The 23927-nt window shown below is 72.9% G+C and carries 21 protein-coding genes and 1 tRNA gene; 13 read left to right on the top strand and 9 right to left on the bottom strand.

Annotated elements, in window-relative coordinates; all coding sequences use genetic code 11:
- Together ACZ7LE_RS07395 and ACZ7LE_RS07390 are read right to left on the bottom strand one after the other, a co-directional pair.
- On the bottom strand, positions 1-1365 hold a 1365-nt coding region (locus ACZ7LE_RS07395), incomplete at its 3' end, for an MFS transporter (RefSeq protein ID WP_470402642.1).
- Positions 1362-1991, bottom strand: a complete 630-nt coding sequence (locus tag ACZ7LE_RS07390) for a helix-turn-helix domain-containing protein (protein WP_470402641.1) — start codon at positions 1989-1991, stop codon at positions 1362-1364. The genes ACZ7LE_RS07390 and ACZ7LE_RS07395, both read right to left, overlap by 4 nt.
- Before the next feature lie 739 nt (positions 1992-2730).
- On the opposite strand from ACZ7LE_RS07390, the gene ACZ7LE_RS07385 reads away from it, so the two are divergent.
- The 3 genes from ACZ7LE_RS07385 to ACZ7LE_RS07375 all read left to right on the top strand — a co-directional run bounded on the left by ACZ7LE_RS07385 (position 2731) and on the right by ACZ7LE_RS07375 (position 4040).
- Positions 2731-2880 (top strand): hypothetical protein, encoded by a 150-nt coding sequence (locus ACZ7LE_RS07385; RefSeq protein WP_020013234.1) that lies wholly within the window; start codon positions 2731-2733, stop codon positions 2878-2880.
- 376 nt (positions 2881-3256) lie between these two features.
- Positions 3257-3892, top strand: coding sequence for an oligoribonuclease (orn, locus tag ACZ7LE_RS07380; protein ID WP_357479895.1), 636 nt, complete (start codon positions 3257-3259; stop codon positions 3890-3892).
- A gap of 72 nt (positions 3893-3964) precedes the next feature.
- Positions 3965-4040 (top strand) — tRNA-His (locus tag ACZ7LE_RS07375).
- Between the two features lie 97 nt (positions 4041-4137).
- Here ACZ7LE_RS07375 and ACZ7LE_RS07370 read toward each other — a convergent pair.
- Positions 4138-5034, bottom strand: coding sequence for an ATP-grasp domain-containing protein (locus ACZ7LE_RS07370; RefSeq protein ID WP_470402640.1), 897 nt, complete (start codon positions 5032-5034; stop codon positions 4138-4140).
- A gap of 49 nt (positions 5035-5083) precedes the next feature.
- Positions 5084-6175, bottom strand: coding sequence for an ABC transporter ATP-binding protein (locus tag ACZ7LE_RS07365; protein ID WP_470402639.1), 1092 nt, complete (start codon positions 6173-6175; stop codon positions 5084-5086).
- A gap of 44 nt (positions 6176-6219) precedes the next feature.
- Between ACZ7LE_RS07365 and ACZ7LE_RS07360 the strand changes: the two genes are divergently transcribed.
- The 3 genes from ACZ7LE_RS07360 to ACZ7LE_RS07350 all read left to right on the top strand — a co-directional run bounded on the left by ACZ7LE_RS07360 (position 6220) and on the right by ACZ7LE_RS07350 (position 8749).
- Positions 6220-6879 (top strand): ABC transporter permease, encoded by a 660-nt coding sequence (locus ACZ7LE_RS07360; RefSeq protein WP_470402638.1) that lies wholly within the window; start codon positions 6220-6222, stop codon positions 6877-6879.
- Positions 6876-7559, top strand: coding sequence for an ABC transporter permease (locus ACZ7LE_RS07355; RefSeq protein WP_470402637.1), 684 nt, complete (start codon positions 6876-6878; stop codon positions 7557-7559). Before ACZ7LE_RS07360 ends, ACZ7LE_RS07355 begins: the two co-directional genes overlap by 4 nt.
- 158 nt (positions 7560-7717) lie before the next feature.
- Entirely contained in the window at positions 7718-8749 is a 1032-nt protein-coding gene (locus ACZ7LE_RS07350) for an ABC transporter substrate-binding protein (RefSeq protein ID WP_470402636.1), read from the top strand.
- Between the two features lie 142 nt (positions 8750-8891).
- Here ACZ7LE_RS07350 and ACZ7LE_RS07345 read toward each other — a convergent pair whose 3' ends face one another.
- The 3 genes from ACZ7LE_RS07345 to ACZ7LE_RS07335 form a co-directional block, all read right to left on the bottom strand.
- Positions 8892-10526, bottom strand: coding sequence for a dihydrolipoyl dehydrogenase family protein (locus ACZ7LE_RS07345; protein ID WP_470402635.1), 1635 nt, complete (start codon positions 10524-10526; stop codon positions 8892-8894).
- 32 nt (positions 10527-10558) lie between these two features.
- Positions 10559-12244 carry a TetR/AcrR family transcriptional regulator gene (locus ACZ7LE_RS07340; RefSeq protein WP_470402634.1) on the bottom strand — a complete coding sequence of 562 codons (1686 nt, stop codon included), beginning with the start codon at positions 12242-12244 and terminating at the stop codon, positions 10559-10561.
- Positions 12245-12423: 179 nt separating this feature from the next.
- Entirely contained in the window at positions 12424-14820 is a 2397-nt protein-coding gene (locus ACZ7LE_RS07335; RefSeq protein WP_470402633.1) for a Tex family protein, read from the bottom strand.
- A 218-nt stretch (positions 14821-15038) separates the two neighbouring features.
- Between ACZ7LE_RS07335 and ACZ7LE_RS07330 the strand changes: the two genes are divergently transcribed.
- The 5 genes from ACZ7LE_RS07330 (at position 15039) to ACZ7LE_RS07310 (ending at position 19159) form a co-directional block, all read left to right on the top strand.
- Positions 15039-15668 (top strand): nucleotidyltransferase domain-containing protein, encoded by a 630-nt coding sequence (locus ACZ7LE_RS07330; protein ID WP_470402632.1) that lies wholly within the window; start codon positions 15039-15041, stop codon positions 15666-15668.
- Positions 15665-16081, top strand: coding sequence for a hypothetical protein (locus ACZ7LE_RS07325; protein ID WP_470402631.1), 417 nt, complete (start codon positions 15665-15667; stop codon positions 16079-16081). Before ACZ7LE_RS07330 ends, ACZ7LE_RS07325 begins: the two co-directional genes overlap by 4 nt.
- A gap of 102 nt (positions 16082-16183) precedes the next feature.
- Positions 16184-17491 carry a serpin family protein gene (locus ACZ7LE_RS07320; protein WP_470402630.1) on the top strand — a complete coding sequence of 436 codons (1308 nt, stop codon included), beginning with the start codon at positions 16184-16186 and terminating at the stop codon, positions 17489-17491.
- Positions 17492-17618: 127 nt separating this feature from the next.
- A complete protein-coding gene (locus ACZ7LE_RS07315) occupies positions 17619-19010 on the top strand; it encodes an OFA family MFS transporter (protein ID WP_470403290.1) in 1392 nt (463 codons plus the stop codon).
- Between the two features lie 2 nt (positions 19011-19012).
- On the top strand, positions 19013-19159 hold the full coding sequence (locus tag ACZ7LE_RS07310; RefSeq protein WP_470402629.1) for an MFS transporter small subunit: 147 nt from the start codon (positions 19013-19015) through the stop codon (positions 19157-19159).
- Between the two features lie 28 nt (positions 19160-19187).
- Here ACZ7LE_RS07310 and ACZ7LE_RS07305 read toward each other — a convergent pair whose 3' ends face one another.
- Positions 19188-19679, bottom strand: a complete 492-nt coding sequence (locus tag ACZ7LE_RS07305) for a MarR family winged helix-turn-helix transcriptional regulator (RefSeq protein ID WP_470402628.1) — start codon at positions 19677-19679, stop codon at positions 19188-19190.
- 30 nt (positions 19680-19709) lie between these two features.
- Between ACZ7LE_RS07305 and ACZ7LE_RS07300 the strand changes: the two genes are divergently transcribed.
- Positions 19710-20585: an alpha/beta hydrolase gene (locus ACZ7LE_RS07300; RefSeq protein WP_470402627.1), complete on the top strand. Its 876-nt coding sequence runs from the start codon at positions 19710-19712 to the stop codon at positions 20583-20585.
- On the opposite strand, the gene fdhD is transcribed toward ACZ7LE_RS07300, so the two are convergent.
- Positions 20558-21478, bottom strand: coding sequence for a formate dehydrogenase accessory sulfurtransferase FdhD (gene fdhD / locus ACZ7LE_RS07295; protein WP_470402626.1), 921 nt, complete (start codon positions 21476-21478; stop codon positions 20558-20560). The two genes, ACZ7LE_RS07300 and fdhD, sit on opposite strands and share 28 nt — an antisense overlap.
- Positions 21479-21568: 90 nt before the next feature.
- Between fdhD and ACZ7LE_RS07290 the strand changes: the two genes are divergently transcribed.
- Positions 21569-23893 carry an FdhF/YdeP family oxidoreductase gene (locus tag ACZ7LE_RS07290; RefSeq protein ID WP_470402625.1) on the top strand — a complete coding sequence of 775 codons (2325 nt, stop codon included), beginning with the start codon at positions 21569-21571 and terminating at the stop codon, positions 23891-23893.
- The last annotated feature ends 34 nt before the right edge of the window (positions 23894-23927 follow it).

Genomic DNA, 23927 nt, shown 5'->3' with positions numbered 1-23927 from the left:
GGGGGAGCGACCTGGGGGGTCCAGAGGCCCCCCCGGGGAGGCTCCGAACCAGCCCTTGTAACCCTCCCACCCCACGGGGGCCCCTGCGTCTCCCCCCACGTCCGGGTCGGGCGTGCGGCGCAGGCGCAGGGCGACCAGCCCTGCTCCGACCACCACGATCACGTTGGCGAGGACCAGCACCCGGTAGTCCACGACCGCGAGCAGCCCCGCACCGAGGGCCGTCACCACGGTGCCCGGCAGGTTGTTGACCAGGTGCCCCGCGGCGGCGACCCGGCCCTGGAGCCGTTCCGGCGTCCGGACCTGGCGCTCCGTGACCCACGCGATGATCGCGGACGTCACCCCGAAGCCGAGCAGGGCCTGGCTCACGACCACGGGGATCACCCAGTCGAACAGGAGCGGCACAAGGGCCAGGCCCCCGGCGAGGATCCCCAACGCGTAGACGCGCGGCCGGCCGAACCGGAGCATGAGGCGCGGCGTGACCGCGCCGGCGACGAACCCTGCCACACCCTGCAGCACGGTGAGCGGGCCGAGCCAGGCCGCGGGCAGTCCCAGCCCGTCGAGCACGGCGAAGACGACGGCGTTCACGAGGCCGACCGACGCGAAGACGATCACGGCGTTCCAGGTCATCCCGCCGAGCGGCCGGGTGCCGAACAGGTGCCGGAACCCGGCCGTCGTGGCCGCGAGGTACGACTCGCCCGGCTCGCCCTCGAACCGCGACTCGGTGACCCGCACGAGGCCGAGCACCACCGCCGCGCCCACGAACCCCGCGATCGCCACCGCGACCAGCGGCACCACGCCCACCAGGGCGTAGACCGCCGCGCCGAACAGCGGCAGGGCCACGCGGAACACCTGGTCGATCATCGAGAGCCGCCCGTTGGCGTGCCCCAGGGCCTCGTTCGGCAGAAGGTCCTTGAGGATGCCCGACTGGCAGGCGCCCGTCACGTAGGCGACCGCCGAGTACACCAGCGTGGACGCGAAGACGATCCAGACCTGGTCCGCCCGGGTCACCCAGAAGAGCGGCACCAGCCCGAGCGCACCCACCACGTAGGCGACCACGAGCATGCGCCGCCGGGACACCCGGTCGGCGAGGTACCCCAGGAACGGCGAGGCGAGCGCGGGCAGGCCCAGCAAGGCGAACGTCGCGCCGCCAAGCGCGGCGCTGCCGGTCAGGTCCGCGACCCAGACCGCCATGAGCAGCGTGAGCAGCGAGTCCGCCACGTTGGCGAGCGTCCAGCCCACCACGAGGGTCCGGAAGACCGGGGTGCGCAGGTACCGGGCGGGATCGGCCGGCAGCGGCTGCACGACGGCGGACGGGTCGCCCGGGCCGGCGCCGTCACCCGGTGCGGTCGGCTCGGTGGTGGTCACGCGTCCTCACCCTCCGGGTCCGGGATCTCGGACCAGACCGCGCCGAAGAGGTGCGCCCGCCGGGCGCCCGGCGGGCGCTTCGCCGGGTCCTCCCCGCGACCGCGGAAGGCGGCCGTGAGCTCCTCGAGCCGCCGGGAGAGGTCGTCCAGCTCGTCGCGCGTCACCCAGTACTCCTGGTGGGTCTGGGTCGTGGCGTACAGCCAGTCCGGGTCGTCGCGCTCGGCGTCGGTGAGCCAGCGCTGCAGGGCGGCGAACTGCTCGGCGATGAACATGCTGCCGAACGCCTTCGCCGCGGGCCAGGACTCCGGGTCCGCGAGGTCAGGGCGGATGCTGAACCCGCGGCTGACCGCCCGCCACGGGCGCTCCTTGCCGTGCGCCTCGGCCCGCTCGACGTGCCCGTACTTCTCGAGCTGACGCAGGTGGAACGAGCAGCTCGCCACGGACTCCCCCGTGCGCTCGGCGCACTGGGTGGCGGTCAGCTCCACCCCGGGGCGGAACAGGCCGAGCAGCCGGATGCGCAGCGGGTGGGCCAAGGCCTTGATGGCCTCGGTCTGCGAGATGACGGTGTCCTCCGGCGACGTCGGCCGCGTGAACCCCTGGACCTCTGGCTGCATCTGCTCGGACATGCGCCGAGCGTAGGACGCTAAAGAGAACTTGCGCAAGGAATCTTTAGCAACTTCGCCCGCACGTTGTCGGACGTGCAGGTCACCCGGGTGACCTGCACGTCTGACACGTGCGCGAAAAAAGCCGTGCGCCGCACCGCCGTCTCCTGGGAGGCTCAAGGCACACCGCGGTGACGTCCGTCCGGTCCCATACCGGGCGGTGGACAGGGTCCGGCCAGACCCTCTGTCGGGAGACCGGCAATCCAGCGTCACGAAAGGCACTCACGTGCACACCGAGTACGAACTGGCGCAGACCCTTCACCGGGAACGCCTCCAGGACGCCGAGGAACACCGGCGTTCTCGCCAGCTCCGCGAGGAGCAGAAGCGACGCCGGGCCGAGGCCCGCGCCGCAGACCGCGACCACCGCGCACCGGCACCCGCCCTGCGCGCGCGATCCGCATGATCCGTACGGCGCCCGCCGGAACGCCACCGGCGACCGGCGCGGCCGACATCCCCGAAGCAGAGCGTGTGTCCCTCACACGCTCTGCTTCGTTCTTTGTGGGGACATGACCCCGCGGGCCGGCTCCGCACGCCGCTGACCTGCAACGGGGTGCTGCACGTCACCCCTGTCCGCCTTGCGCGGCATTTCCGGAATCTGGGATGATGTAACACGACGGAAACACTGAGGAGCACCGACCGCGACCCGGCCGGAGCACGCCCGCTGCGACCGTCACCTCTCCCCACCCCTGGAAGGACCACGGACATGCATGCCCAGACCGCCTACTACATCGGCCGCGCACAGGTCGCCGAGATCGCCCGCCGCGCGGAGGTTGCCGGTGCCCAGGAGCGCGCTCTGCGGGAGCGCCCCGAGCGCCGCACGGCCAAGCGCACCAAGCGGCTCCGCCTGATCTGACGCGACCGTCCGGCATGCCGTCCTGACCGGCGCTGCCGACCGGCCGATCCAACGCGCAACAGCACTCCGACCGCCGTCGGACATCGTGGCCCTTCCCCGAGCGACCTGGTCGCCTCGCGGAAGGGCCTTCGTGTTACCCGGCTCGGTGGTACGCCGCGCGGGGTCGGCAGTTTGCCGCACAAAGTCGGCAGTCTGCATCCAGGTCGGCACAGGCCTGTGCCGACCTCGACGCCAACTGCCGACGTCGCAGGAAGATGCCGACCTCGACGCCGACTGCCGACCTCGCAGGAAGATGCCGACGTCGAGCAGCGCAGCCCGAGCCCCCGTACCGCACCCAGCGGAACACCCCCGGCGCCGGACGGAATAGGCTGGGCCGGTGAGCCTTCCCAACCCCAACGAGCGCATCGTCTGGATCGACTGCGAGATGACCGGCCTCGACCTGCGCGCCGACGCGCTGATCGAGGTCGCCGCGATCGTCACCGACTCCGATCTCAACGTCCTGGGCACCGGTGTCGATGTCCTCGTCAAGCCGCCCGCCGAGGCGCTGGCGCAGATGAACGACTTCGTCCGCACCATGCACACGACGTCCGGCCTGCTCGAGGAGCTCGACGAGGGCCTGACCCTCGAGGAGGCCCAGGAGCAGATCCTGGCCTACATCCGCGAGTGGGTGCCCGAGCCGGGCAAGGCTCCGCTGGCCGGCAACTCCGTCGGCACGGACAAGTCCTTCCTCGACCTGCACATGCCCGAGCTGGTGGAGTACCTGCACTACCGGATCATCGACGTGTCGTCGATCAAGGAGCTCTCGCGCCGCTGGTACCCGCGCGTCTACTTCGCCTCCCCCAAGAAGGACGGCGGGCACCGCGCGCTGGCCGACATCCTGGAGTCGATCGACGAGCTGCGCTACTACCGCGAGGTCCTGTTCCCCGCGCAGCCCGGCCCCGACACGGCGACCGCGCGCGCCGCCGCGGCGAGCGTCGCCGAGACGTCCGTCACGAAGCAGCTCGCTCCGTAGATTTGAGTTCGGTTCGTGGCCGCTGACCATGTATGCTTTTCGACGGTCGCCGGTCCACGATCGGCGAACATGGTGGGCGTAGCTCAGCTGGTAGAGCATCGCGTTGTGGTCGCGAGGGCCGCGGGTTCAAGTCCCGTCGCTCACCCCATGTGCAAGAGGGCCCCTCGCTCAGGCGAGGGGCCCTTTCGCATTGCCCGACGGCGCCGGCGGTCCCGACGCCGTCGGACCCGACGGCGGTGTCGCGCTCAGCCGAGCAGCTTCACCACGGCGTCGGCGAGCTTGCCCTCGACGCCCGCACCGTACTTCATCCAGAGCGACGGCTCGGTGAGCTCCAGCTCGATGACCATGGGCACGCCGTCGTCGCCCGAGACGAGGTCCACGCGGGCGTAGGTGAGGTCCGAGCCGGTGGCCGCGCGCGCCACGTCGAGCGCCCGCCGGGCCACCTCGATCTGGTCGGGCGTGGCCTCGAACGACGCCATCTCCTCCCGCGCGTACAGCTCGCCCGAGTCCTCGGCCGGCCCGGTGAGCAGCGCATTCTTCCGGACGGCGTGGGTGAGCTCGCCGTCGATGAAGACGAGGCAGGTCTCGCCCGTGGTGTCCACGGAGGTGACGTAGGGCTGGATCATGACCCAGCGGCCGTCGTCGAGCAGGCGGGTGGCGTGCGCGATCGCCTTGCCGCGCGACTGCGCGGACACCGGCTGGTAGCGGCCGGTGTTCTGGGCGCCGGCGCTGACGACGGGCTTGACCACGAAGTCGCCGAACGCGGGCATGCGCGTGTGCACGGCGCGCTTGGACAGGTGCCGCTCCGGGTCGAGCCAGATCGTCGGGATCACGGGGACGCCCGCGGCCTCGAGCTCGCGCAGGTACCGCTTGTCGGTGTTCCACTCGATGACGTCGGCGCCGTTGGCCACCTTGGGCAGCGAGCGCGCCCACGCGAGGAACTCGTCGTGGCGGGGCGAGTAGTCCCAGGTGGAGCGGACCAGCACGAGGTCGTAGGCCTGCCAGTCGACCGCCGGGCTGTCCCACACGGCGGGTTCGGCCGTCACGCCGCGCTCGGCGAGCGCGGCGATCAGCGGCACGTCGTCCTTGTCGAGGTCGGGCAGCTGGGAACAGGTCGCAAGGGCTACGCGTGCGTTGGTCACGCCCCGAGACTATCGGGGCAGGTTCCTCGGGTCCCGGTCTGCGCGCAGGTCAGGACGCGGCGTCGGTCACAGCGGCGTCCTCGGCGTCCGCGGCGTCCGCGGTCGGGCCGGCCGCGTCCGATCCGTCCCAGGCCGCGTCCGCCGCCGTCCCCGCCGCCGCGTCCGCCGCCCGGCGCAGCGCGCCGAGGATGCCGTCGGCGGTCAGCGAGCCGACGAGCTCGCCCGACTCCCCCACCACGGGCACGCGCCCCATGGCGGACGCCGGCAGCGCGGCCACCGCCTCGAACGCGTCGGTCAGCCGCGCGCCCAGGCGCACGGGCGCGGGGGCCGGCTCGACGATCCGGTCGACACCCTCCAGGTCGCCCGTCTGCACCTCCGCGAGCGAGAGCATGCGCGAGGCCGCACCGTCGCCGATGAAGTCGCGCACCCGCTCCGATGCCGGGTGGGCCAGCACCGCGAGGGGGCTCGCCACCTGTTCCAGCTTGCCGCCCCGGGACAGGACGGCGATCCGGTCGCCCAGGCGCGCCGCCTCGTCGATGTCGTGCGTCACGAGGATCACCGTGGTGCCGGTCTCCTGCTGGATCCGCTGGAACTCGGTCTGCAGGTGGCGGCGGAACTCCGGGTCGACGGCGCCGAACGGTTCGTCCATCAGCAGCACCGGCGGGTCGGTCGCGAGCGCCCGGGCCACACCGATGCGCTGGCGCTCACCGCCGGACAGCTCGTGCGGGTACCGCTTCGCGTACGTGGCGGCGGGGAGGCCGACCAGGTCCAGGAGCTCGGCCACCCGGGCCCGGGTGCGCCGGCGGTCCCAGCCGAGCAGGCCGGGCACGGTGGCGATGTTCGCCTCGACGGTGCGGTGCGGGAAGAGGCCCACGTTCTGGATCACGTAGCCGATGCGGCGGCGCAGGGCCACGGGATCGGTGGTGGTCACGTCCTCGCCGTCGAGCAGGATGCGGCCCGACGTCGGCTCCACCAGCCGGTTCACCATGCGCAGCGTGGTGGACTTCCCGCAGCCCGACGGCCCCACGAGCGCGAGCACCTCGTGCTCGTGCACGGAGAGGCTCAGCCCTTCGACGGCGACGGTGCCGCTGCCGAAGGACTTGCGGACGTTGTCCAGCTCGATCACGGTGCGTGAGGCCATGTGCATAGAACCTACCGGGTGAAGAGCACGATAGGTTCTATGGCATGCCCGGCAACCCGTGGTTCTCCTGGTCGTACGTGGTCGACAACGCGCCCGTGATCTGGCAGCGCACCGTCGAGCACGCCGGCCTGACGATCGAGGCCGTCGCGATCTCGGCGGCCATCGCCATCCCGCTCGGCGCGCTGATCTCCCGGTCCCGGTGGCTGGCTGGACCGGTGCTCGGCACCGCGGCCGTGCTGTACACCGTGCCGTCCCTGGCGCTGTTCGCGATCCTCGCCCCGCTGCTCGGCATCGGCCGCACGCCAGTGCTGGTGGGCCTGGTGGTCTACGCGCTGCTCATCATCCTGCGCAACACCGTGGCCGGGCTGTCCACCGTGGACCCCGCCGTCACCGACGCCGCCCGTGGCCTGGGCTACGGGCCGGGACGCCTGCTGGTCCAGGTGGCGATGCCGAGCGCCATGCCGAGCATCATCGCCGGGCTGCGGCTGGCCACGGTGTCCACCGTCGCGCTGGTGACCGTGGGCGTCGTGGTCGGCTACGGCGGCCTCGGCCAGCTCATGTTCCAGGGCTTCCGCAACAACTTCTACCGGGCCGAGATCATGACGGCCACGCTCGCGACCATCCTGCTGGCCCTCGTGCTCGACCTCGCCCTCTGGGCCGTCGGCAGAGCCCTGACCCCCTGGCTGCGCGGGAGGACCGCATGAGCGCCTCCACCGGCGTCGTCCAGGAGGCGATCGTCTGGCTCAACGACCCCCTGACCTGGACCGAGCCGGGCGGCATCCTCGAGCTCGCGGGCGAGCACCTGGTCATGACCGCGATCGCCGTGGCCATCGCCGCCGCCGTCGCCATCCCGGCCGGCGCCTGGCTGGGCCACAGCGGCCGGGGCGCGGGCACGGTCGTCTGGCTGACCAACGCCTCCCGGGCGCTGCCGACCCTCGGCATCATCCTGCTGCTCGCCGCGGGCGGCCTGTTCGGCAACACCGCCACGGTCATCGCCGCCGCGTTCTTCGCGGTGCCGGTGCTGCTGGTCAACACCTACGAGGGCGTGCGCGGCGCCGACCCCGACGCCAAGGACGCCGCGCGTGGCATGGGCATGAGCAACGGCCGCATCTTGATGCAGGTCGAGCTGCCGCTGGCCACCACGCTGGTCGCCGCGGGCCTGCGCGTCACGATCGTGCAGGTCGTGGCCACGATCCCGCTCGCAGCCCTCGCCGGGGGCGGTGGACTGGGCCAGATCATCGCGTTCGGCATGGGCACGCAGCGCTACGGCGAGGTGCTCGCGGGCGGCGTGGTGGTCGCCGGGCTCTGCCTGCTGATCGACGCCGTGCTCGCCGTCGGGCAGCACCTCACCACCCCGGCCCCGCTCCGGGTCCGCGCCGCCTAGTACGGCAGCTCCGGGAATAACTCCCCGGGGTGCCCGACCAAATGTAACGACATTCTCACGAGGGGGTTTATCCCTTGCCATCGACCGCCGACCGAGGTCGAATGGGACGGATCGAAGCCGTAGAACAGTTGTACGCCACCCACGTTCGGAGACATTCGATGAAGTTCCCCCGTACGCATCTGTCCTTGCCGCGCGCGCTCGGCGCCGCGGCCGCCGTCGTCTCCCTCGCGTTCCTGACCGCCTGTGGCGCACCGGGTTCCTCCGGCGGAGGCGGCGGCAGCACCTCGACCGGCGGCAGCGACCTCGCCGCGTGCGAGGCCGTCCCGGGCGACGAGCTGGTGGTGCTCGAGGACGACCAGCAGCTCCAGACCGTCGACAACATCATCCCGGCGATCAACGCGGCGGCCGTGGAGGGCGACGACACGCTGATCCCGCTGCTCGACAGCGTGTCCGCCGCGCTCGACACCGACACCCTCATCGGCCTGAACAAGGCCGTGGACGTCGACCGGCGCACGTCTGCGGAGGTCGCCGAGGAGTTCGTCGCCGACGCCGGCCTGGACAGCCCCGAGCAGAGCGGCAGCGGCAAGATCGTCATCGGCGCCGCCGACTTCGCCGAGAGCGCCACGCTCGGCACCATCTACGCGACGGTGCTGAACGCCGCCGGGTACGACGCCGAGGTGACCACCATCGGCAACCGCGAGGCCTACCTTCCCGCGCTGGAGGACGGCAAGCAGGTCCAGGTGATCCCCGAGTACGTCGGCACCCTGACCGAGTTCATCAACAAGGACGTCAACGGGGCCGACGCCGAGCCCGTCGCGAGCAGCGACCTCGACACGACCGTCGAGGGCCTGACCGGGCTGGGCGAGGAGGTGGGCCTCGTGTTCGGCGAGCCCTCCCCCGCGCAGGACCAGAACGCCTTCGCCGTGACCAAGGCCTTCGCGGACGAGCACAGCCTGGCCACGCTCAGCGACCTCGCCGAGGCCTGCGGCGGCCTCGTGCTCGGCGGCCCGCCGGAGTGCACGGAGCGCCCGTTCTGCCAGCCGGGTCTCGAGGAGACCTACGGCCTGGAGTTCGCGGAGTTCCGCTCGCTCGACGCCGGCGGCCCGCTGACCAAGTCGGCGCTGCAGCAGGGCGAGGTCACGCTCGGCCTGGTCTTCAGCTCGGACGGCTCGCTCACCCCGACGAGCTGATCCACCGCTGAACCACCCCGGCGGCCCGGGCCCCACCCGGGCCGCCGCGACTCACCTTTGAGGCCCGGGTTTCTTCGCTGTGGAACCGTCCAAAGCGAAGAAACCCGGGCCTCAAAGGTGAGTGGAGCGAGCCCCAGTTGGCTCAGAGGCCGTAGGACTCCAGGAAGCGGAGCCACACCTCGCTGACCGTCGGGTACGCGGGCACCGCGTGCCACAGCCGGTCCAGCGGCACCTCGCCGACGACGGCGATCGTCGCGGCGTGCAGCATCTCGCCGGCGTCCGGCCCCACGAACGTTGCGCCCACCAGGACCCGGCGCTGCGTGTCGACCAGCACCTGGGCCCGGCCCGTGTAGTTCGGGCCGTCCACGCTCGCGCCGGACACCCAAGACAGGTCGTACGACACGGCCTCGACCGGGATCCCGGCGGCCCGCGCCTCGCGCTCCGTCGGCCCCACCCAGCTCACCTGCGGATGGGTGAACACCACCTGGACGCGCGCGCCGTGGTCGGCGGTCGCGGCGTACCGCGACCACGGCTTGCCTTCCTGTCCGACGGCGGGCTCCGGGTCACCACTCGTCGGGGACCGGTCGCCGGCCTCCGTGCCGTACCGCGCCGCGACCACGTCGCCGACGATGCGGCCCTGGTACTTGCCCTGGTGCGTGGTCGGCGCCCGCCCCGTCACGTCGCCGCACGCGTACAGCCAGCCGCCGGGCACGCCCACCACCTCGAGCGACTCGTTGACGACGAGCGCCCCGGCGCGGCCGAGGCTCGACGCGTCCAGGCCCACGCTCTCCACATTCAGGTCGGTCGTGCGCGGCACGCGCCCCGTCGCGACCAGGATCTCGGCGGCGGTGATCGTCCCGCCGTCGGACAGGGTGACCGTCACCGGGCCGGCGGGCTCGTTGTCGCTGCCCGTGCCCGGCCGCTCGACCGAGGCGACCCCGACGCCGGTCCGGACGTCGACGCCGATCGCCCGCAGCGACTCGCCGACCATCTCGCCCGCGAACGGCTCTGCGTTCGACAGCAGGCCGCCCCGGGCCAGCAGCGTCACCTGCGCGCCGAGGTCCGCGTACGCGTTCGCCATCTCGACGCCCACCACCCCGCCGCCGATCACGACCAGCGACTCGGGGATCGCCTGCGCGCCCGTCGCCTCCCGGCTCGACCACGGCGAGGCGGCCGCCAGGCCCGGGGTGTCGGGCAGCACGGGAACGCTGCCGGTCGCGGCGATCACCGCGTGCCGGGCCCGCAGGAGCCGCGTCACCGGGGCGTCGCCGGTCTCGGCCTCCGCGAGCCCGCCGCCGACGTCGGAGTCGTCGTCCTCGCCGCCGCCGGCCGCGTCACCGCCGGCAGCTGCGGCGCCCGTCGCCGCCCGTGGCACCGTCACCTCCACCAGCTTCTCGCCTGCGAGGCGGCCGTGCCCGCGCACGAGCGTCAGGCCCGCGCTCTGGACCCACGAGACCTGCCCGGAGTCGTCCCAGTCGTAGGTGATCTCGTTGCGCCGGGCCAGCACGGCGGCGACGTCCGGCGCCCCCGGGTCGGCCAAGCCGGGCGTGTCCCGCGCCAGGGCGCGCACGGTGCCCGCGCGCAGCAGCACCTTGGACGGCATGCACGCCCAGTACGAGCACTCACCGCCCACGAGCTCGGACTCGACCAGGGCGACGGACAGGCCGGTGCGGGAGGCGCGGTCCGCCGCGTTCTCGCCCACGGGCCCGCCACCGATCACGATGACGTCGTAGGTCTCGTCCGCCTGCTCGCCGGGTGTCTCGGGTGCGTTGTTCATGTCGTCATCCTGACCGAACCCGCACCCCCGGTCTATCGGACGGCGTCGGACGGCCCCGGCGTGTCCCGCGCAAGCACGACGGCGGCGGAGAGCTTCTGGCCGAAGACGTCGAGGGCGTCGGCCGCGAGGTCCAGCGCCAGCGCGTCCAGGTGCGCGGCAGCCGCCGGGCCGTCCAGGTCGCCCATGTGGCCGTACACGGTCAGCGTGAGCAGGCCCCAGAGCCGCGCGGAGCACAGGTTCATCGCGTGCAGCAGCCCGAGCGGCACGTCGGGCGGAAAGCCCGGGATCCCGCGCATCGACTCGCGTGCGGCCCGCAGGTGCGGCACGAGCGTGGGCAGGATCTCGTCGTCGGGGATCACGCGGCAGCCCGCCCGCCACCACGCCAGGGCGATCGGCGCGAACACGGCGCCCACCCGGTCGAGGGCCATCAGGGGCGCGTGGCGAGGCTCCCCGGGCGTGTCCTCGCCCGGGAGAGAGATCCGCAGCCGCCCCGACATCAGCAGGTCGTACTCGTTGCGGTGCGCCAGGCACCAGCGGAACAGCGCGTCGATGACCGCGTGGCACTGCGCGCTCGGGTCGTCCGCGGGCTGCCGCGACCGGGCCGTCTCCACGAACGCCAGGAGCTCGTCGACGACGTCCTGGTGGGTGGCGTGCAGCAGGCCGGGACGCCCGTCGAAGTACCGGTACAGCCCCGGCGCCGCGATCCCGACGTCCTTCGCGACGGCCTGCATCGTGACGCCGTCCGGGCCGTGCTCGTCCAGCAGGCGGCGCGCCGAGCGCAGCGCCTCCGCCAGGAGCTCGCGGCGCAGGCGGGCCCGGCGGCCCGTGCCGCCCGGTGCCGTCGTGCCCGCCTCGTCGGCCGGGTGGGCTCCGGCGGGGTGCGGTTCGGGTGCGGCGAGCCCGGGCCCACCGCTTCCGGACCCGGGCTCGAACAGGGACCCGAACACCGGCTCCAGGACGGCGGCGGGGCTCGGCGCCAGGCCGAAGAGTGCGAGGTTCCGGGCGTTCAGGTCGTCGAGCAGCGCCGTGATGTAGTCGCGCCGGACCGGACCGTCGGGCTCGGTGACGTGCCCGTACGCCGTCATGCACAGCAGACCGAAGGTGCGCTGCCACGCGACGCGGACGGCGGCGACCAGGCCCAGCGGCACGTCCCGGGGCGCGTCCGGGAACACGGCCAGGAGCGCGTCGCGGCGGGCGCCCAGGTCCGCCGCGAGCTCCGCGACGACCGGCTCGTCGAACCGGACGGCGCCGTCGGCCCACTGGGCGACGACCGGCGGGAACGCGAGCGCCGCCACCTCGTAGAACGTGCCGCCGCCGGACTCCCCGCCGACCGGCGCGCCGTCCTCGACCAGGCGCAGGCCTGCGCCGAGCAGCAGGTCGAACTCGTGGGAGTGCGCCACGCTCCACGCGAACATCGCGTTCGTCAGCGCCTGCACCTCGGCGGCGCGGTCGCCGGCCGGCTGCCGGGCGATCGCCGCGCGGACGTGTGCGACCAGCTCGTCGAGCACGTCCCGGTACGTCACCCGGAGCAGGTCGGCGCGGCTCGGGAAGTACCGGTAGAGGCCGGGCCCGGCGATCCCGATCTCGCGGCTGACCGCCAGCATTGTCACGCTCTCGAGCCCGCCGTCGGCGAGCAGCCGCCGCGCCACGGCGATCGAGCTGCTCAGCAGCTCCTGCCGTCGACGTCGCCGGGGCGTGGTCTCTGCGGTGCTGCTCACGGGGCGTGCTTGGTCTCCGTTGGGGCCGACGATGTGACACCCAGTCTCGCACGCTCAGAGCTCTCCAGGCATCACCTGGTAGCCGAACGTAGGGTTGGTCGCTCCATCACGCCTCTTGCTGCGACCAACCCTACGTTCGACTTCTCCGGGGCCCGCGGGCGCGGGCCTCGGAGGGGGCGTCAGGCCAGGCCGGCGCGGCGGAGGGCGTCCGCCATCGCGGTGTCCGCCGGGGCCGGGCGGCCGCGGCCACCCTGTCCACCCTGCCCGCGCTGTCCCTGGCCACGGCCCTGACCGCCCCGGCCGCGGCCCTCGCCGCCCGGGCGACCGCCGCGCTGGCCGTCGCCCTGACCACCGGTGCCGCCGGAACGGCCGCCCCCGGAGGTGCGCCCGCCGGGGGCCGCCCCGACCTCGTCGTCCAGCCGCAGCGTGAGGGAGACCCGCTTGCGCTGCAGGTCGACATCCATGACCTTCACCCTGACGATGTCGCCCGACTTCACGACCTCGCGCGGGTCGCTGACGAAGTTCTTGGACATGGCCGAGACGTGCACCAGCCCGTCCTGGTGCACGCCGACGTCCACGAACGCGCCGAACGCCGCGACGTTGGTGACCTGGCCCTCCAGCACCATGCCGGGCACCAGGTCGCCCAGCGTCTCGACGCCGTCGGCGAAGGACGCCGTGGTGAACGCCGGGCGCGGGTCGCGGCCCGGCTTCTCCAGCTCGGCGAAGATGTCGGTCACCGTGGGCAGACCGAAGGTCTCGTCCACGAACTGGGTGGGCTTCAGGGTGCGCAGGGCGCCGCCGTTGCCGATGAGCGCCTGCACGTCCGCGCCCGACGCCGTCACGATGCGCCGCGCCAACGGGTACGCCTCGGGGTGCACCGACGACGCGTCGAGCGGCTCGTCGCCGCCCGAGACCTTGAGGAAGCCCGCGCACTGCTCGAACGCCTTGGGGCCAAGGCGCGGCACGTTCTTGAGCGCCGCCCGCGACACGTACGGGCCGTTGGCGTCCCGGTGGGCCACGATGTTCTCGGCGAGCGTCGAGGTGATGCCCGAGACCCGGGAGAGCAGCGGCACCGACGCGGTGTTCAGGTCCACGCCGACGCCGTTCACGCAGTCCTCCACCACGGCGTCCAGCGACCGCGACAGCTTGGTCTCGGTGATGTCGTGCTGGTACTGGCCCACGCCGATCGACTTGGGGTCGATCTTCACGAGCTCGGCGAGCGGGTCCTGCAGGCGGCGCGCGATCGAGACGGCGCCCCGGATGGACACGTCCAGGTCGGGCAGCTCCGCGCTCGCATAGGCGGACGCCGAGTACACGGACGCGCCGGCCTCGGACACGACCGCCTTGGTCAGGCCGAGCTCCGGCACCTTCTTCATGAGGTCGGCGGCCAGCCGCTCGGTCTCGCGCGAGGCCGTGCCGTTGCCGATCGCGACCAGGTCCACCTTGTGCTTCTGGGCGAGCCGGGCCAGCACGGCCAGCGACTCGTCCCAGCGGTTGGCGGGCTGGTGCGGGTAGATCGTCGCGTGCTCCACGACCTTGCCCGTGGCGTCCACGACGGCGACCTTGACGCCCGTGCGCAGGCCCGGGTCGAGGCCCATCGTGGCCCGCGTGCCGGCGGGCGCCGCGAGCAGCAGGTCGCGCAGGTTCGCGGCGAAGACGCGCACGGCCTCGTCCTCCGCCTCGGAGCGCAGCCGCAACCGCACGTCGATGCCGAGGTGCACCAGGATCTTGGTGCGCCAGGCCCAGCGGACGGTGTCGCCGAGCCAGCGGTCAGCCGGGCGGCCCTGGTTGGTGATGTCGAACTGGTGGGCGATCGTGGCCTCGTACGACGTCGGCACGCCGGGCTCGATGCCCTCCTCCGGCTCGATCGTCAGGTCCAGCACGTCCTCCTTCTCGCCGCGGAACAGGGCGAGCACGCGGTGGGACGGCAGGCTCGACAGGGCCTCGGCGAACTCGAAGTAGTCCGAGAACTTCGCGCCCTTGTCCTGCGCCCCGTCGCGGACGGCGGACAGCATGCGCCCGCGCTTCCACAGCCGCTCGCGCAGGGTGCCGATCAGGTCGGCGTCCTCCCCCATGCGCTCCACGAGGATGGCCCGGGCGCCGTCGAGCGCGGCGGCCGCGTCCGCGACGCCCTTGTCGGCGTCGACGTACGGGCCGGCGGCCTCGGTCGGGTCGAGCGACGGGTCGCCGAGCAGCGCCTCGGCGAGCGGCTCCAGGCCGGCCTCACGCGCGATCTGCGCCTTGGTGCGCCGCTTGGGCTTGTACGGGAGGTAGATGTCCTCCAGACGCGACTTGGTCTCCGCCGCCAGGATCTGGGCCCGCAGCTCGTCGGTGAGCTTGCCCTGCTCCTGCACCGACGCCAGGATCGCCGCGCGCCGCTCCTCGAGCTCGCGCAGGTACCGCAGCCGCTCCTCGAGGGTGCGCAGCTGCGCGTCGTCGAGGGTGCCCGTCACCTCCTTGCGGTAGCGGGCGATGAACGGCACGGTAGCGCCGCCGTCGAGCAGGTCGACCGCCGCCGTCACCTGCCCCTCCCGAACGCCCAGCTCCTCGGCGATGCGCTGGTTGATGCTTGCCAACGTCCACTACCTCACTTCAGGGGGTCGAACCCACCGGGATGGTCGGGACAGATTGTGCCCGGCGCCACTGACATCTGTCGCATCCGCCCACGCGTGTCAGGTCACGCCGCGGACGACTGCAGCGAGACACGTCGGTCGACGCGCAGACTCCACAGCTTCCAACTATTATTCTGATGAGAGAACAAAAGTTCTGATGCGGGAAGGATGATGGGAGCACGATGGACTGGGACCACCCCGAGCACGTGTTCGGGACCTCTCTCGAACCGGTGATCCTCCGGGTGCTCTGGCGGACGACGTCGAGCATGACCGGAGCCCAGGTGCACCGTCTTGCCGGCACAGGTTCGGACCAGGGGGTCCGCCGAGCCCTGGAAAGGCTGGTCAGATTCGGCATCGTGCAGTCGCGCCAGGCGGGGAGGGCCACCCTCTACTCACTGAACCGGGAACACCTGGCGTTCCCCGCGGTCGACGGCGCCTTCCGCGCGCTGCATCCTGGGGAGGCATTCCGGGGCATCGTGGCCGGCATCGTCACCGAGCACTTCCCGAGCGATCCGTCGGCCGTGTCGGTAGCCATGTTCGGTTCCGTCGCGCGCGGCGAGGCGCAGCTCGACTCCGACGTCGATCTGCTCGTCGTGGTTCCCGACTCGTACTCCGAACCTGCCCAGCGGGTAGCCGACGACCTGCGTGCGCTCGAACCGCGGATCGGCCAGTGGATCCAGGTGTATCTCACCGATCCGGATCGGCTCCGTCATGCCGTCGACACTCACGACCCCATCGTCCAGTCGTTCCGGGACGACTGCGAACAACTCCACGGACCAGACGTCCGCACCTACCTCCGAGGAACGCCATGAGCCCGAAGCATCCGCCACGCACCCGCTCGATGAGCCGCGGCGACGTCGCGGTCCGAGCCGCCACGGCGCGGAAGTACCAGGATGTCGCGGAGCTCGTCATGGGCGAGGACAGCGCCGAGCGCCATGTCGCAGCGGGCCTGGCCGTGCTGGCGGCCATCGCGGCATCGGATGCCATCTGCGGGGCGACGCTTCGGGAGTGCGCCAGGGACCAGGACCACTCGCGCGCCGCAGACCTCCTGGCCACGGTGGCCCCCGATGGGAAGGAGCTCTCCATGCGCCTGCGCAAGATCCTCGACGAGAAGTCCGCCGCCCACTACGGCACCTCGTTCCTGAGCCCTCAGCAGAGTGCCTACATGGTGAGGCATGCCCGCTCGCTCGTGGACTCCATGGAGGGCCACGTGCGCCGGCCCTGAACGGGCATCGGACTCCTTGCAAGTCCGGACGTGATCGCGACAGATACTGACCGAACCTGCAAACCGCCCAGGGAGGTCCTCGTGCAGTGTCGCGAGTCAGCCGTGCACCCCGTCACACGCCGTCGCAGGGGGGCCACCCGCCTCCGTGCGACGACATGGACGGCGGTCGTCACCGCCGCCGTCCTCGCTCTGACCGCCTGCGGCCCCGCGGCGGACGAGGGCCTGGAACGGTCCGACGCCACGCGCGTCGCCGTCACGGTCGCCGACGCCCCCGCGAGCGCCGACGCCGTCGCCGCGACCGAGGAGCTGGGCCTGCTCGCCCTGCGCGCGACCGCCGACCCGAAGGACAACGCCCTGGTCTCCCCCGTGTCCCTCGCGTTCGCGCTGGCCCTGCTCGCCGAGGGTGCGCGCGGCGAGACGGCGACGGCCCTGGACGCCGCGCTCGGTGCCTCGGGCGAGGAGCGCACCGCGGCCTACAACGCCCTGACCGCCGAGCTCACGGAGCACGACGGCGACCCCGGCGTCGCGCAGGACGACGACCTCCCCGACCGCCCGGTGCTGCACCTCGCGAACCAGGCCGTGCTCGACGACCAGCTCGCCGTCGAGCAGGACTACCTGGACGCGCTCGCGTCCGCGTTCGACGCCGGCGTGCAGCGCACCGACCTGGGCGCCGGCGCGGGCAAGGAGGTGCTGGACGCCTGGGTGAACCACCACACGGGCGGCCTGATCGAGAAGTCGGCGATCGAGCCCGACCCGATGCTGCGCCTGGTGCTGCAGAACGCGATCCTGCTCGCGGCCCGCTGGGACACGCCGTTCTCGGAGCACTCCACCAGCGACCAGGACTTCACCGGCCCCGACGGCACCGTGCCCGTCGAGACACTGCACGGCACCGAGTCCTGGGCGTACGCGGAGCACGACGGCTGGTCCGCCGTCCGCCTCCCCTACGGCGAGGCGTTCCACGCGGACGTACTCCTACCGCCGGAGGGCACCGACCCGGCGGACGTCGCGCCCGGGACGCTGACCGCCCTCACCACCACCCTGGACGCCGCGGCGCCCCAGCTCGTCGAGCTCGCCCTGCCGACCCTGAAGCTCGAACCGCCGACGCTGGACCTGGCCCCGGCGCTGGACGAGGCGGGCCTGGGCGGGCTGTACGACACTCCGGACCTCTCGGGCATCAGCACCACCGAGCGGCTGCGGGTGAGCCAGGTGATGCAGCAGGCCTCCCTGAGCCTGGACGAGGACGGGACGGTCGCGGCCGCCGTCACCGAGATCGGTGTCGAGACGAGCGGGGCCCCGGCGGGCGGGCCCGCCGTCCGCCTGACCGTGGACCGGCCCTACCTGCTGCGGATCGCCCACACCGAGACCCACCTCCCCCTGTTCCTGGCCGCCGTGCGCAGCCCGCAGCACTGAGCCGGGCCGGCCCGGGGGCGCGGACCATTGACCCGGGCATCCAGCGCCAGTAGCGTGCCCACGCAAACGGGAGAAACCGCACTTACTGCGACCTGATCCCCTGAGCACGAGGAGGTGCTTGATGGCACTGTCGTTCCTCGACCGGGAGCACACGGTGGCAAAGCCCGGCTACAGCAGGTGGCTCATCCCGCCGGCCGCGCTCGCCATCCATCTGTGCATCGGCCAGGCCTACGCCACCAGCGTCTACAAGAGCGCGCTGGTCGCCCACTTCGAGACCAGCCTCACCGCGATCGGCGTCATCTTCTCGATCGCCATCGTCATGCTCGGCCTCTCGGCCGCGGTGCTGGGCACCTGGGTGGAGCGTGCGGGCCCTCGCGCCGCCATGTTCGCCTCGGCCTGCTTCTGGGCCTCCGGGTTCCTCATCGGGGCGGTCGGCATCGCGACGTCGCAGCTCTGGCTGGTCTACCTCGGGTACGGCTTCATCGGCGGCATCGGCCTCGGCATCGGCTACATCTCGCCGGTGTCCACGCTGATCAAGTGGTTCCCGGACCGGCCGGGCCTGGCCACGGGCATGGCGATCATGGGGTTCGGCGGCGGCGCGCTCATCGCCTCGCCGCTGTCCCGCCAGCTCATGGCCACCTACGACAGCGGTTACGACCCGTCCGACCCCACCTCCGTGGCCTCCGGCAGCGCCGTCACCGCGCTCTTCGTGACCCTCGGGATCGGGTACTTCCTGGTGATGATGCTGGGCGTGTTCACGGTGAAGGTGCCGCCGCCGGGCTGGGCGCCCGCCGGGTTCGACGCCGCGGCGGTCGCCGCCAAGCCGATGGTCTCGACCGCGAACGTCTCCGCGGCGAACGCCATCCGCACGCCGCAGTTCTGGTTCCTGTGGACCGTGCTGTTCTGCAACGTGACGGCGGGCATCGGCATCCTGGAGCAGGCCGCGCCCATGATCCAGGACTTCTTCCGCGAGGGCACCACCTCGTCGGTCGCGCCGACGACGGCGGCCGGGTTCGTCGCGTTCCTGTCCCTGTTCAACATGGCCGGCCGCTTCGTGTGGTCCTCCACGTCGGACTACATCGGGCGCAAGCCCACCTACGTCATGTACCTGGGCGTCGGGATGATCCTGTACGTGCTCCTGGCCACCGTCGGCCACACGTCCACGGCGATCTTCGTGCTGGTGGCGGCCGTGATCCTGTCGTTCTACGGCGGCGGCTTCGCCACCGTCCCCGCGTACCTGCGCGACCTGTTCGGCACCTATCAGGTGGGCGCGATCCACGGCCGCCTGCTCACCGCGTGGTCGGCCGCGGGCATCGCCGGCCCGCTCATCATCAACGGGTTCCTGGACGCGCAGGGCACGCCGGGCGAGCTGGTCGCCGCGGACTACCGGCCCGCGCTGTTCACCATGGTGGCCGTCCTCGCGGTCGGCTTCGTGGCCAACGCCCTGGTCCGCCCCGTCGCGGCGCGGTTCCACGAGCGGCCGGGGCAGACCGACGAGCTCGTCGAAGGGAAGGTGTGACCATGGTCGAGCAGACCCAGGAGCGGACGCCGGAGCAGCCGCGCAACCAGGTCCCGCGGCTGGTCCTCACCTGGCTCGTGGTGACCGTCCCGCTGGCCTACGGCCTGTTCCAGACGGTCCGGAGCGTCATCCCGCTGTTCACGGGCTGACCAGCCCCGCTGCCCGACGGCGACCGTCTCACCGCGCGCTCCCGGCCTCCAGCCCGCCGCGCACGGCGGCGAGGACCCGCGCGAGCTGCCCGAGGTCGCCGTCGGGCACACCGGTGCCCCGCAGCGCGTCGGCCGTCTCCCGGGCGAGGGTCGGGAGCATCTCGTCCAGCACCCGCCGCCCGGCCGGCGTGAGCTCCAGGAACGAGGACCGGCCGTCCTCGGGGTTGGCCTGCCTGCGCACCAGCCCGTCCCGCACCTGCCGGTCCACGCCCTTGCTGGCCGCGCCGACGGTGATCCCGAGACGCCGGACCACGTCGGACACCCGGCACCGCGGGACCGCGTCGACGGCGCGCAGCAGGTCGAACCGGCCGAGCCCGTGCCCGTGCGCGGCGCGCAGCCGCGCGTCCAGCAGCGTGTAGAGCCGGACCTCGACCCGGACGAGGTCGTCGAGCAGCCGCGCGCCGTCGAGGTCGCCCTCGTCGCGAGGAATAGATTCCGCGGAATCTTGTTTGGCTTCCATGGAATCTATCTTCGCGCACCGAGGGGAACCATGGACCAGAACTCGCTCGCCGAGCTCCGTACCTTCTACACGTCGTTCGGCCGGCTCCCGCTGCCGGAGGGCACCCGCGTGGCCGGGACGACGCTCGGCGCTGTCCCGGCACTGGACGTCACCGTGCCGCAGGCCGCCGACGACGCCGGCGTGCTGCTCTACCTGCACGGCGGCGGCTACGTGATCGGCGACGCCCGCACGGGAGTCCCGCTGGCCGCCGCCCTCGCCGCCCGGGCGGGGCTCCGCGCCGTCGCGCCCGACTACCGCCTCGCCCCCGAGCACCCCTTCCCCGCGGCGGTCGACGACGGCCTGGCGGCCTACCGTGCCCTGCTGGCCGAGACCGACCCGGCACGCGTCGTCGTCGCGGGCGACTCGGCGGGCGGCGGCCTCGCCCTGGCCACGGTGCTGGCCGCCCGTGACGCCGGGCTCCCGCTGCCCGCCGCCGTCGTCACCTTCTCCGCCTGGCTCGACCTGACGCTGTCCGGCGCGAGCCTCACGGGCAAGGAGAGCGTCGACCCGATCTTCGACGCCGCCGACATCCGAGGGTATGCGGCCACCTACCTGCCCGACGGCGCCGACGCCCGCAACCCCCTGGCCAGCCCGGTGCTCGCCGACCTGCGCGGCCTGCCACCGCTCCTGCTCCAGGTGGGCTCCGCCGAGGTGCTGCTCGACGACAGCACCCTCCTGGCCGCCCGGGCCGCGGAGGCGGACGTCGAGGTGACGCTGGAGGTCTACCCGGGCAGCGCGCACGTCTTCCAGCACCACCACGCCACCGAGCCGACGGCGGCACGCGCCCTGGACACCGCCGCGGACTTCCTCGCCCGCCGGGTCGCGCCCGCCGCCACGGTTCAGCGCAGCCGGTCCGCCCGCGTGTAGACGTTCATCGAGTCGCCGCGCACGAAGCCCAGCAGGGTCAGGCCGCACTCCTCGGCCAGGTCCACCGCGAGGGTCGACGGCGCGGAGATCGCGGACAGCACCGGGATCCCGGCCCGCGCGGCCTTCTGCACCAGCTCGAACGACGCCCGCCCGCTGACCTGGAGCACCGTCCCGGCAGCGGGCAGGGCACCGTCGCGCAGGGCCGCGCCGACCACCTTGTCGACGGCGTTGTGCCGGCCCACGTCCTCGCGCACGTACAGGGGCTCGCCGTCGGCGGTGAACAGACCCGCGGCGTGCAGGCCGCCGGTCCGCTCGAAGGCCCGCTGGCGTTCCCGCAGCAGGTCGGGCAGGGCGGCGATCACGCCGGTCCCGACCGTGACGGCGTCGCTCGCGACGGGCCAGCGCAGCGCGGCCCGCACCTCCACCACGGTGTCCGACCCGCACACCCCGCACGCGCTCGTCGTCGCGAACGCCCGCTGCCGCGGCGGCTCGACGCCGGGCGCGAGCGCCACCTCGACCGTGTTGTCCTCGTCGGGGCACAGGCGCATGCCCGCGATGTCCTCGCGCGCCGTGACGGCCCCCTCCGAGACCAGCCAGCCGGCGACCAGGTCGAAGTCGTCGCCCGGGGTCCGCATGGTCACGGTGAGCGTGCTCCCGGCGGGTCGTGCGCCCGGCAGGACGCCGTCCGGCAGGGCACCCCCCACGGGGACGACGCCGCCCGCCGGCACGACCCCGCCCGCAACGGCGCCGAGCGGCCGCGCCCTGCCGACAAGATCGCCGGGCCCAACCAGCCGGACCATCAACGGTTCCTCGACGGCGAGCGTGTCGGGGCGCGCCGCGCGGGCACCCTCGCGGACGCGCACCACGCGCCGTCGGTCGGTGACGACTCCCATACCGCCAGTCTCGCACCTCTTCCGCCCACTTCCACGACCGATATGTCCATAGCCTTCGCAGGCGGATCACTCCGGCGTAGGGTCAGGAGAGTGACCGACGTGAGCGACGAGGCCCGCACCGACGCCCCCGAGAAGAGCCTGCGCATCGGGCCGCCCAAGACGGCGGCAGCCGGCGTGCCGGGGGTGGTCCACGGCCTGGCGCACGTCTTCGAGGAAGCCGGCGTGGGGCGCGGCCTGCGCACGCTGCCCCTGATCAACCAGCAGCGCGGCTTCGACTGCCCCGGCTGCGCCTGGCCGGAGCCGGGCAAGCCGCACCTGGCGGAGTTCTGCGAGAACGGCGCCAAGGCGGTGGCCGAGGAAGCGACCCGCAAGCGTGCGGACGCGGCCTTCTTCGCGGAGCACCCGATCTCGGAGCTGGCCACGTGGACCGACCACCGGCTCGGCAAGTCCGGCCGGATCACCGAGCCCATGCTGCGCGAGGAGGGCTCCGACCACTACCGGCCGGTCTCGTGGGACGAGGCGCTCGACCTGGTCGCCGGCGAGCTGCGCGGCCTGGACACCCCCGACGAGGCGGCGTTCTACACGTCCGGTCGTACCAGCAACGAGGCCGCGTTCCTCTACCAGCTCCTGGCGCGCAAGCTCGGCACGAACAACCTGCCCGACTGCTCGAACATGTGCCACGAGTCGTCCGGCACCGCCCTGGTCGAGACGCTGGGCATCGGCAAGGGCAGCGTGTCGCTGGAGGACATCACCGACCACGCCGACCTGATCGTCGTCGTCGGCCAGAATCCCGGGACCAACCACCCGCGCATGCTCACCGCGCTGGAGGAGGCCAAGGACCGGGGCGCGCGCATCGTGGCGATCAACCCGCTGCCCGAGGCCGGGCTGCAGACGTTCAAGAACCCGCAGCGCGTGCGCGGCGTCGTGGGGCAGGGCACCAAGCTCGCCGACCGGTTCCTCCAGGTGCGTCTGGCCGGCGACCTGGCCCTGTTCCAGGCGGTGAACCGCCTGCTGGTCGAGGCCGACGACGACGCGCGGACCGCCGGGCACGCGCCCGTGCTGGACCACGAGTTCATCGCCGAGCACACCTCGGGCTTCCCGGAGGCGGTGGCCGCCTGGCGCGCCGTCGACCAGGCGGACGTCGAGCGAGCCACGGGCCTGGACTGGGCGGAGATCGAGGCGTTCGTCGACGACGTGAAGGCCGCCGACCGCATCATCGTCTGCTGGGCGATGGGGCTCACCCAGCACAAGCAGGCCGTGGCGACCATCCGTGAGGTCGTGAGCTTCCTGCTGCTGCGCGGCAACGTCGGCCGCCCGGGCGCGGGTGCCTGCCCCGTGCGCGGCCACAGCAACGTGCAGGGCGACCGCACCATGGGCATCTGGGAGCGGCCCACCGAGGTGTTCCTGGACGCGCTGGCCACGGAGTTCGGCTTCGAGCCGCCCCGCGCCCACGGGTACGACGTCGTCGACACGGTCCGGGCCCTGCGCGACGGGCAGCTCAAGGTCTTCATGGCGGTGGGCGGCAACTTCGCCGCGGCGACGCCGGACAGCGCCGTCACCGAGGCCGCGCTGCGCGAGGTGCCGCTCACGGTGCACGTCTCGACCAAGCTGAACCGCTCGCACGTCCTGCCCGGCAAGCGGTCGCTGGTGCTGCCCTGCTTCGGCCGCACGGAGCGCGACATGACGGGCGGGCGCGAGCAGGTGGTCACCGTCGAGGACTCCATGAGCGTGGTGCACACGTCCCGCGGCCGGCTGGCCCCGGTCTCGGACGCCCTGCGCAGCGAGACGGCGATCCTCTGCGACCTGGCCCGGCGCGTGCTCGGCCCGCAGGACCCCACGCCCTGGGAGGAGTTCGCGGCCGACTACTCCCGGATCCGCGACTCGATCTCCCGCGTGGTCCCCGGCTTCGAGGACTTCGACCGGCGGGTCGCCGAGCCCGGCGGATTCGTGCTGCCCCACCCGCCCCGCGACGCCCGCCTCTTCCCGACGACGACGGGCAAGGCCAACTTCACGGTCAACGACCTCGAGATCGTCGACGTGCCGCCGGGCCGGCTGCTGCTGCAGACCGTGCGCTCGCACGACCAGTTCAACACCACGGTCTACGGCCTCGACGACCGGTACCGGGGCGTGAAGAACGGGCGGCGCGTCGTGTTCGTGCACCCGGACGACCTGGCTTCGAGCGGTGTGGCCGACGGCGACACGGTGAACCTGGTCAGCGAGTGGCCCGGGGCCGACGGCGTGGTCGGCGAGCGCCGGGCGGAGGGCTTCCGCGCCATCTCCTTCCCGACGGCGCGCGGCTGCGCCGCGGCGTACTTCCCGGAGACGAACGTGCTGGTCCCCCTGGACCACACGGCGGACCAGAGCAACACCCCGGCGTCCAAGTCGGTGGTCATCCGCCTCGAACCCTCTCGCTGAGTGCTGGGTATCTGCGGTCTTTCGTGTGCCGGGA

This window comes from Promicromonospora sp. NPDC110617, from assembly GCF_055598465.1.
The sequence above is the reverse complement of the archived record's forward strand: the minus strand, read 5'-3'. Positions and strand labels throughout refer to the sequence as shown.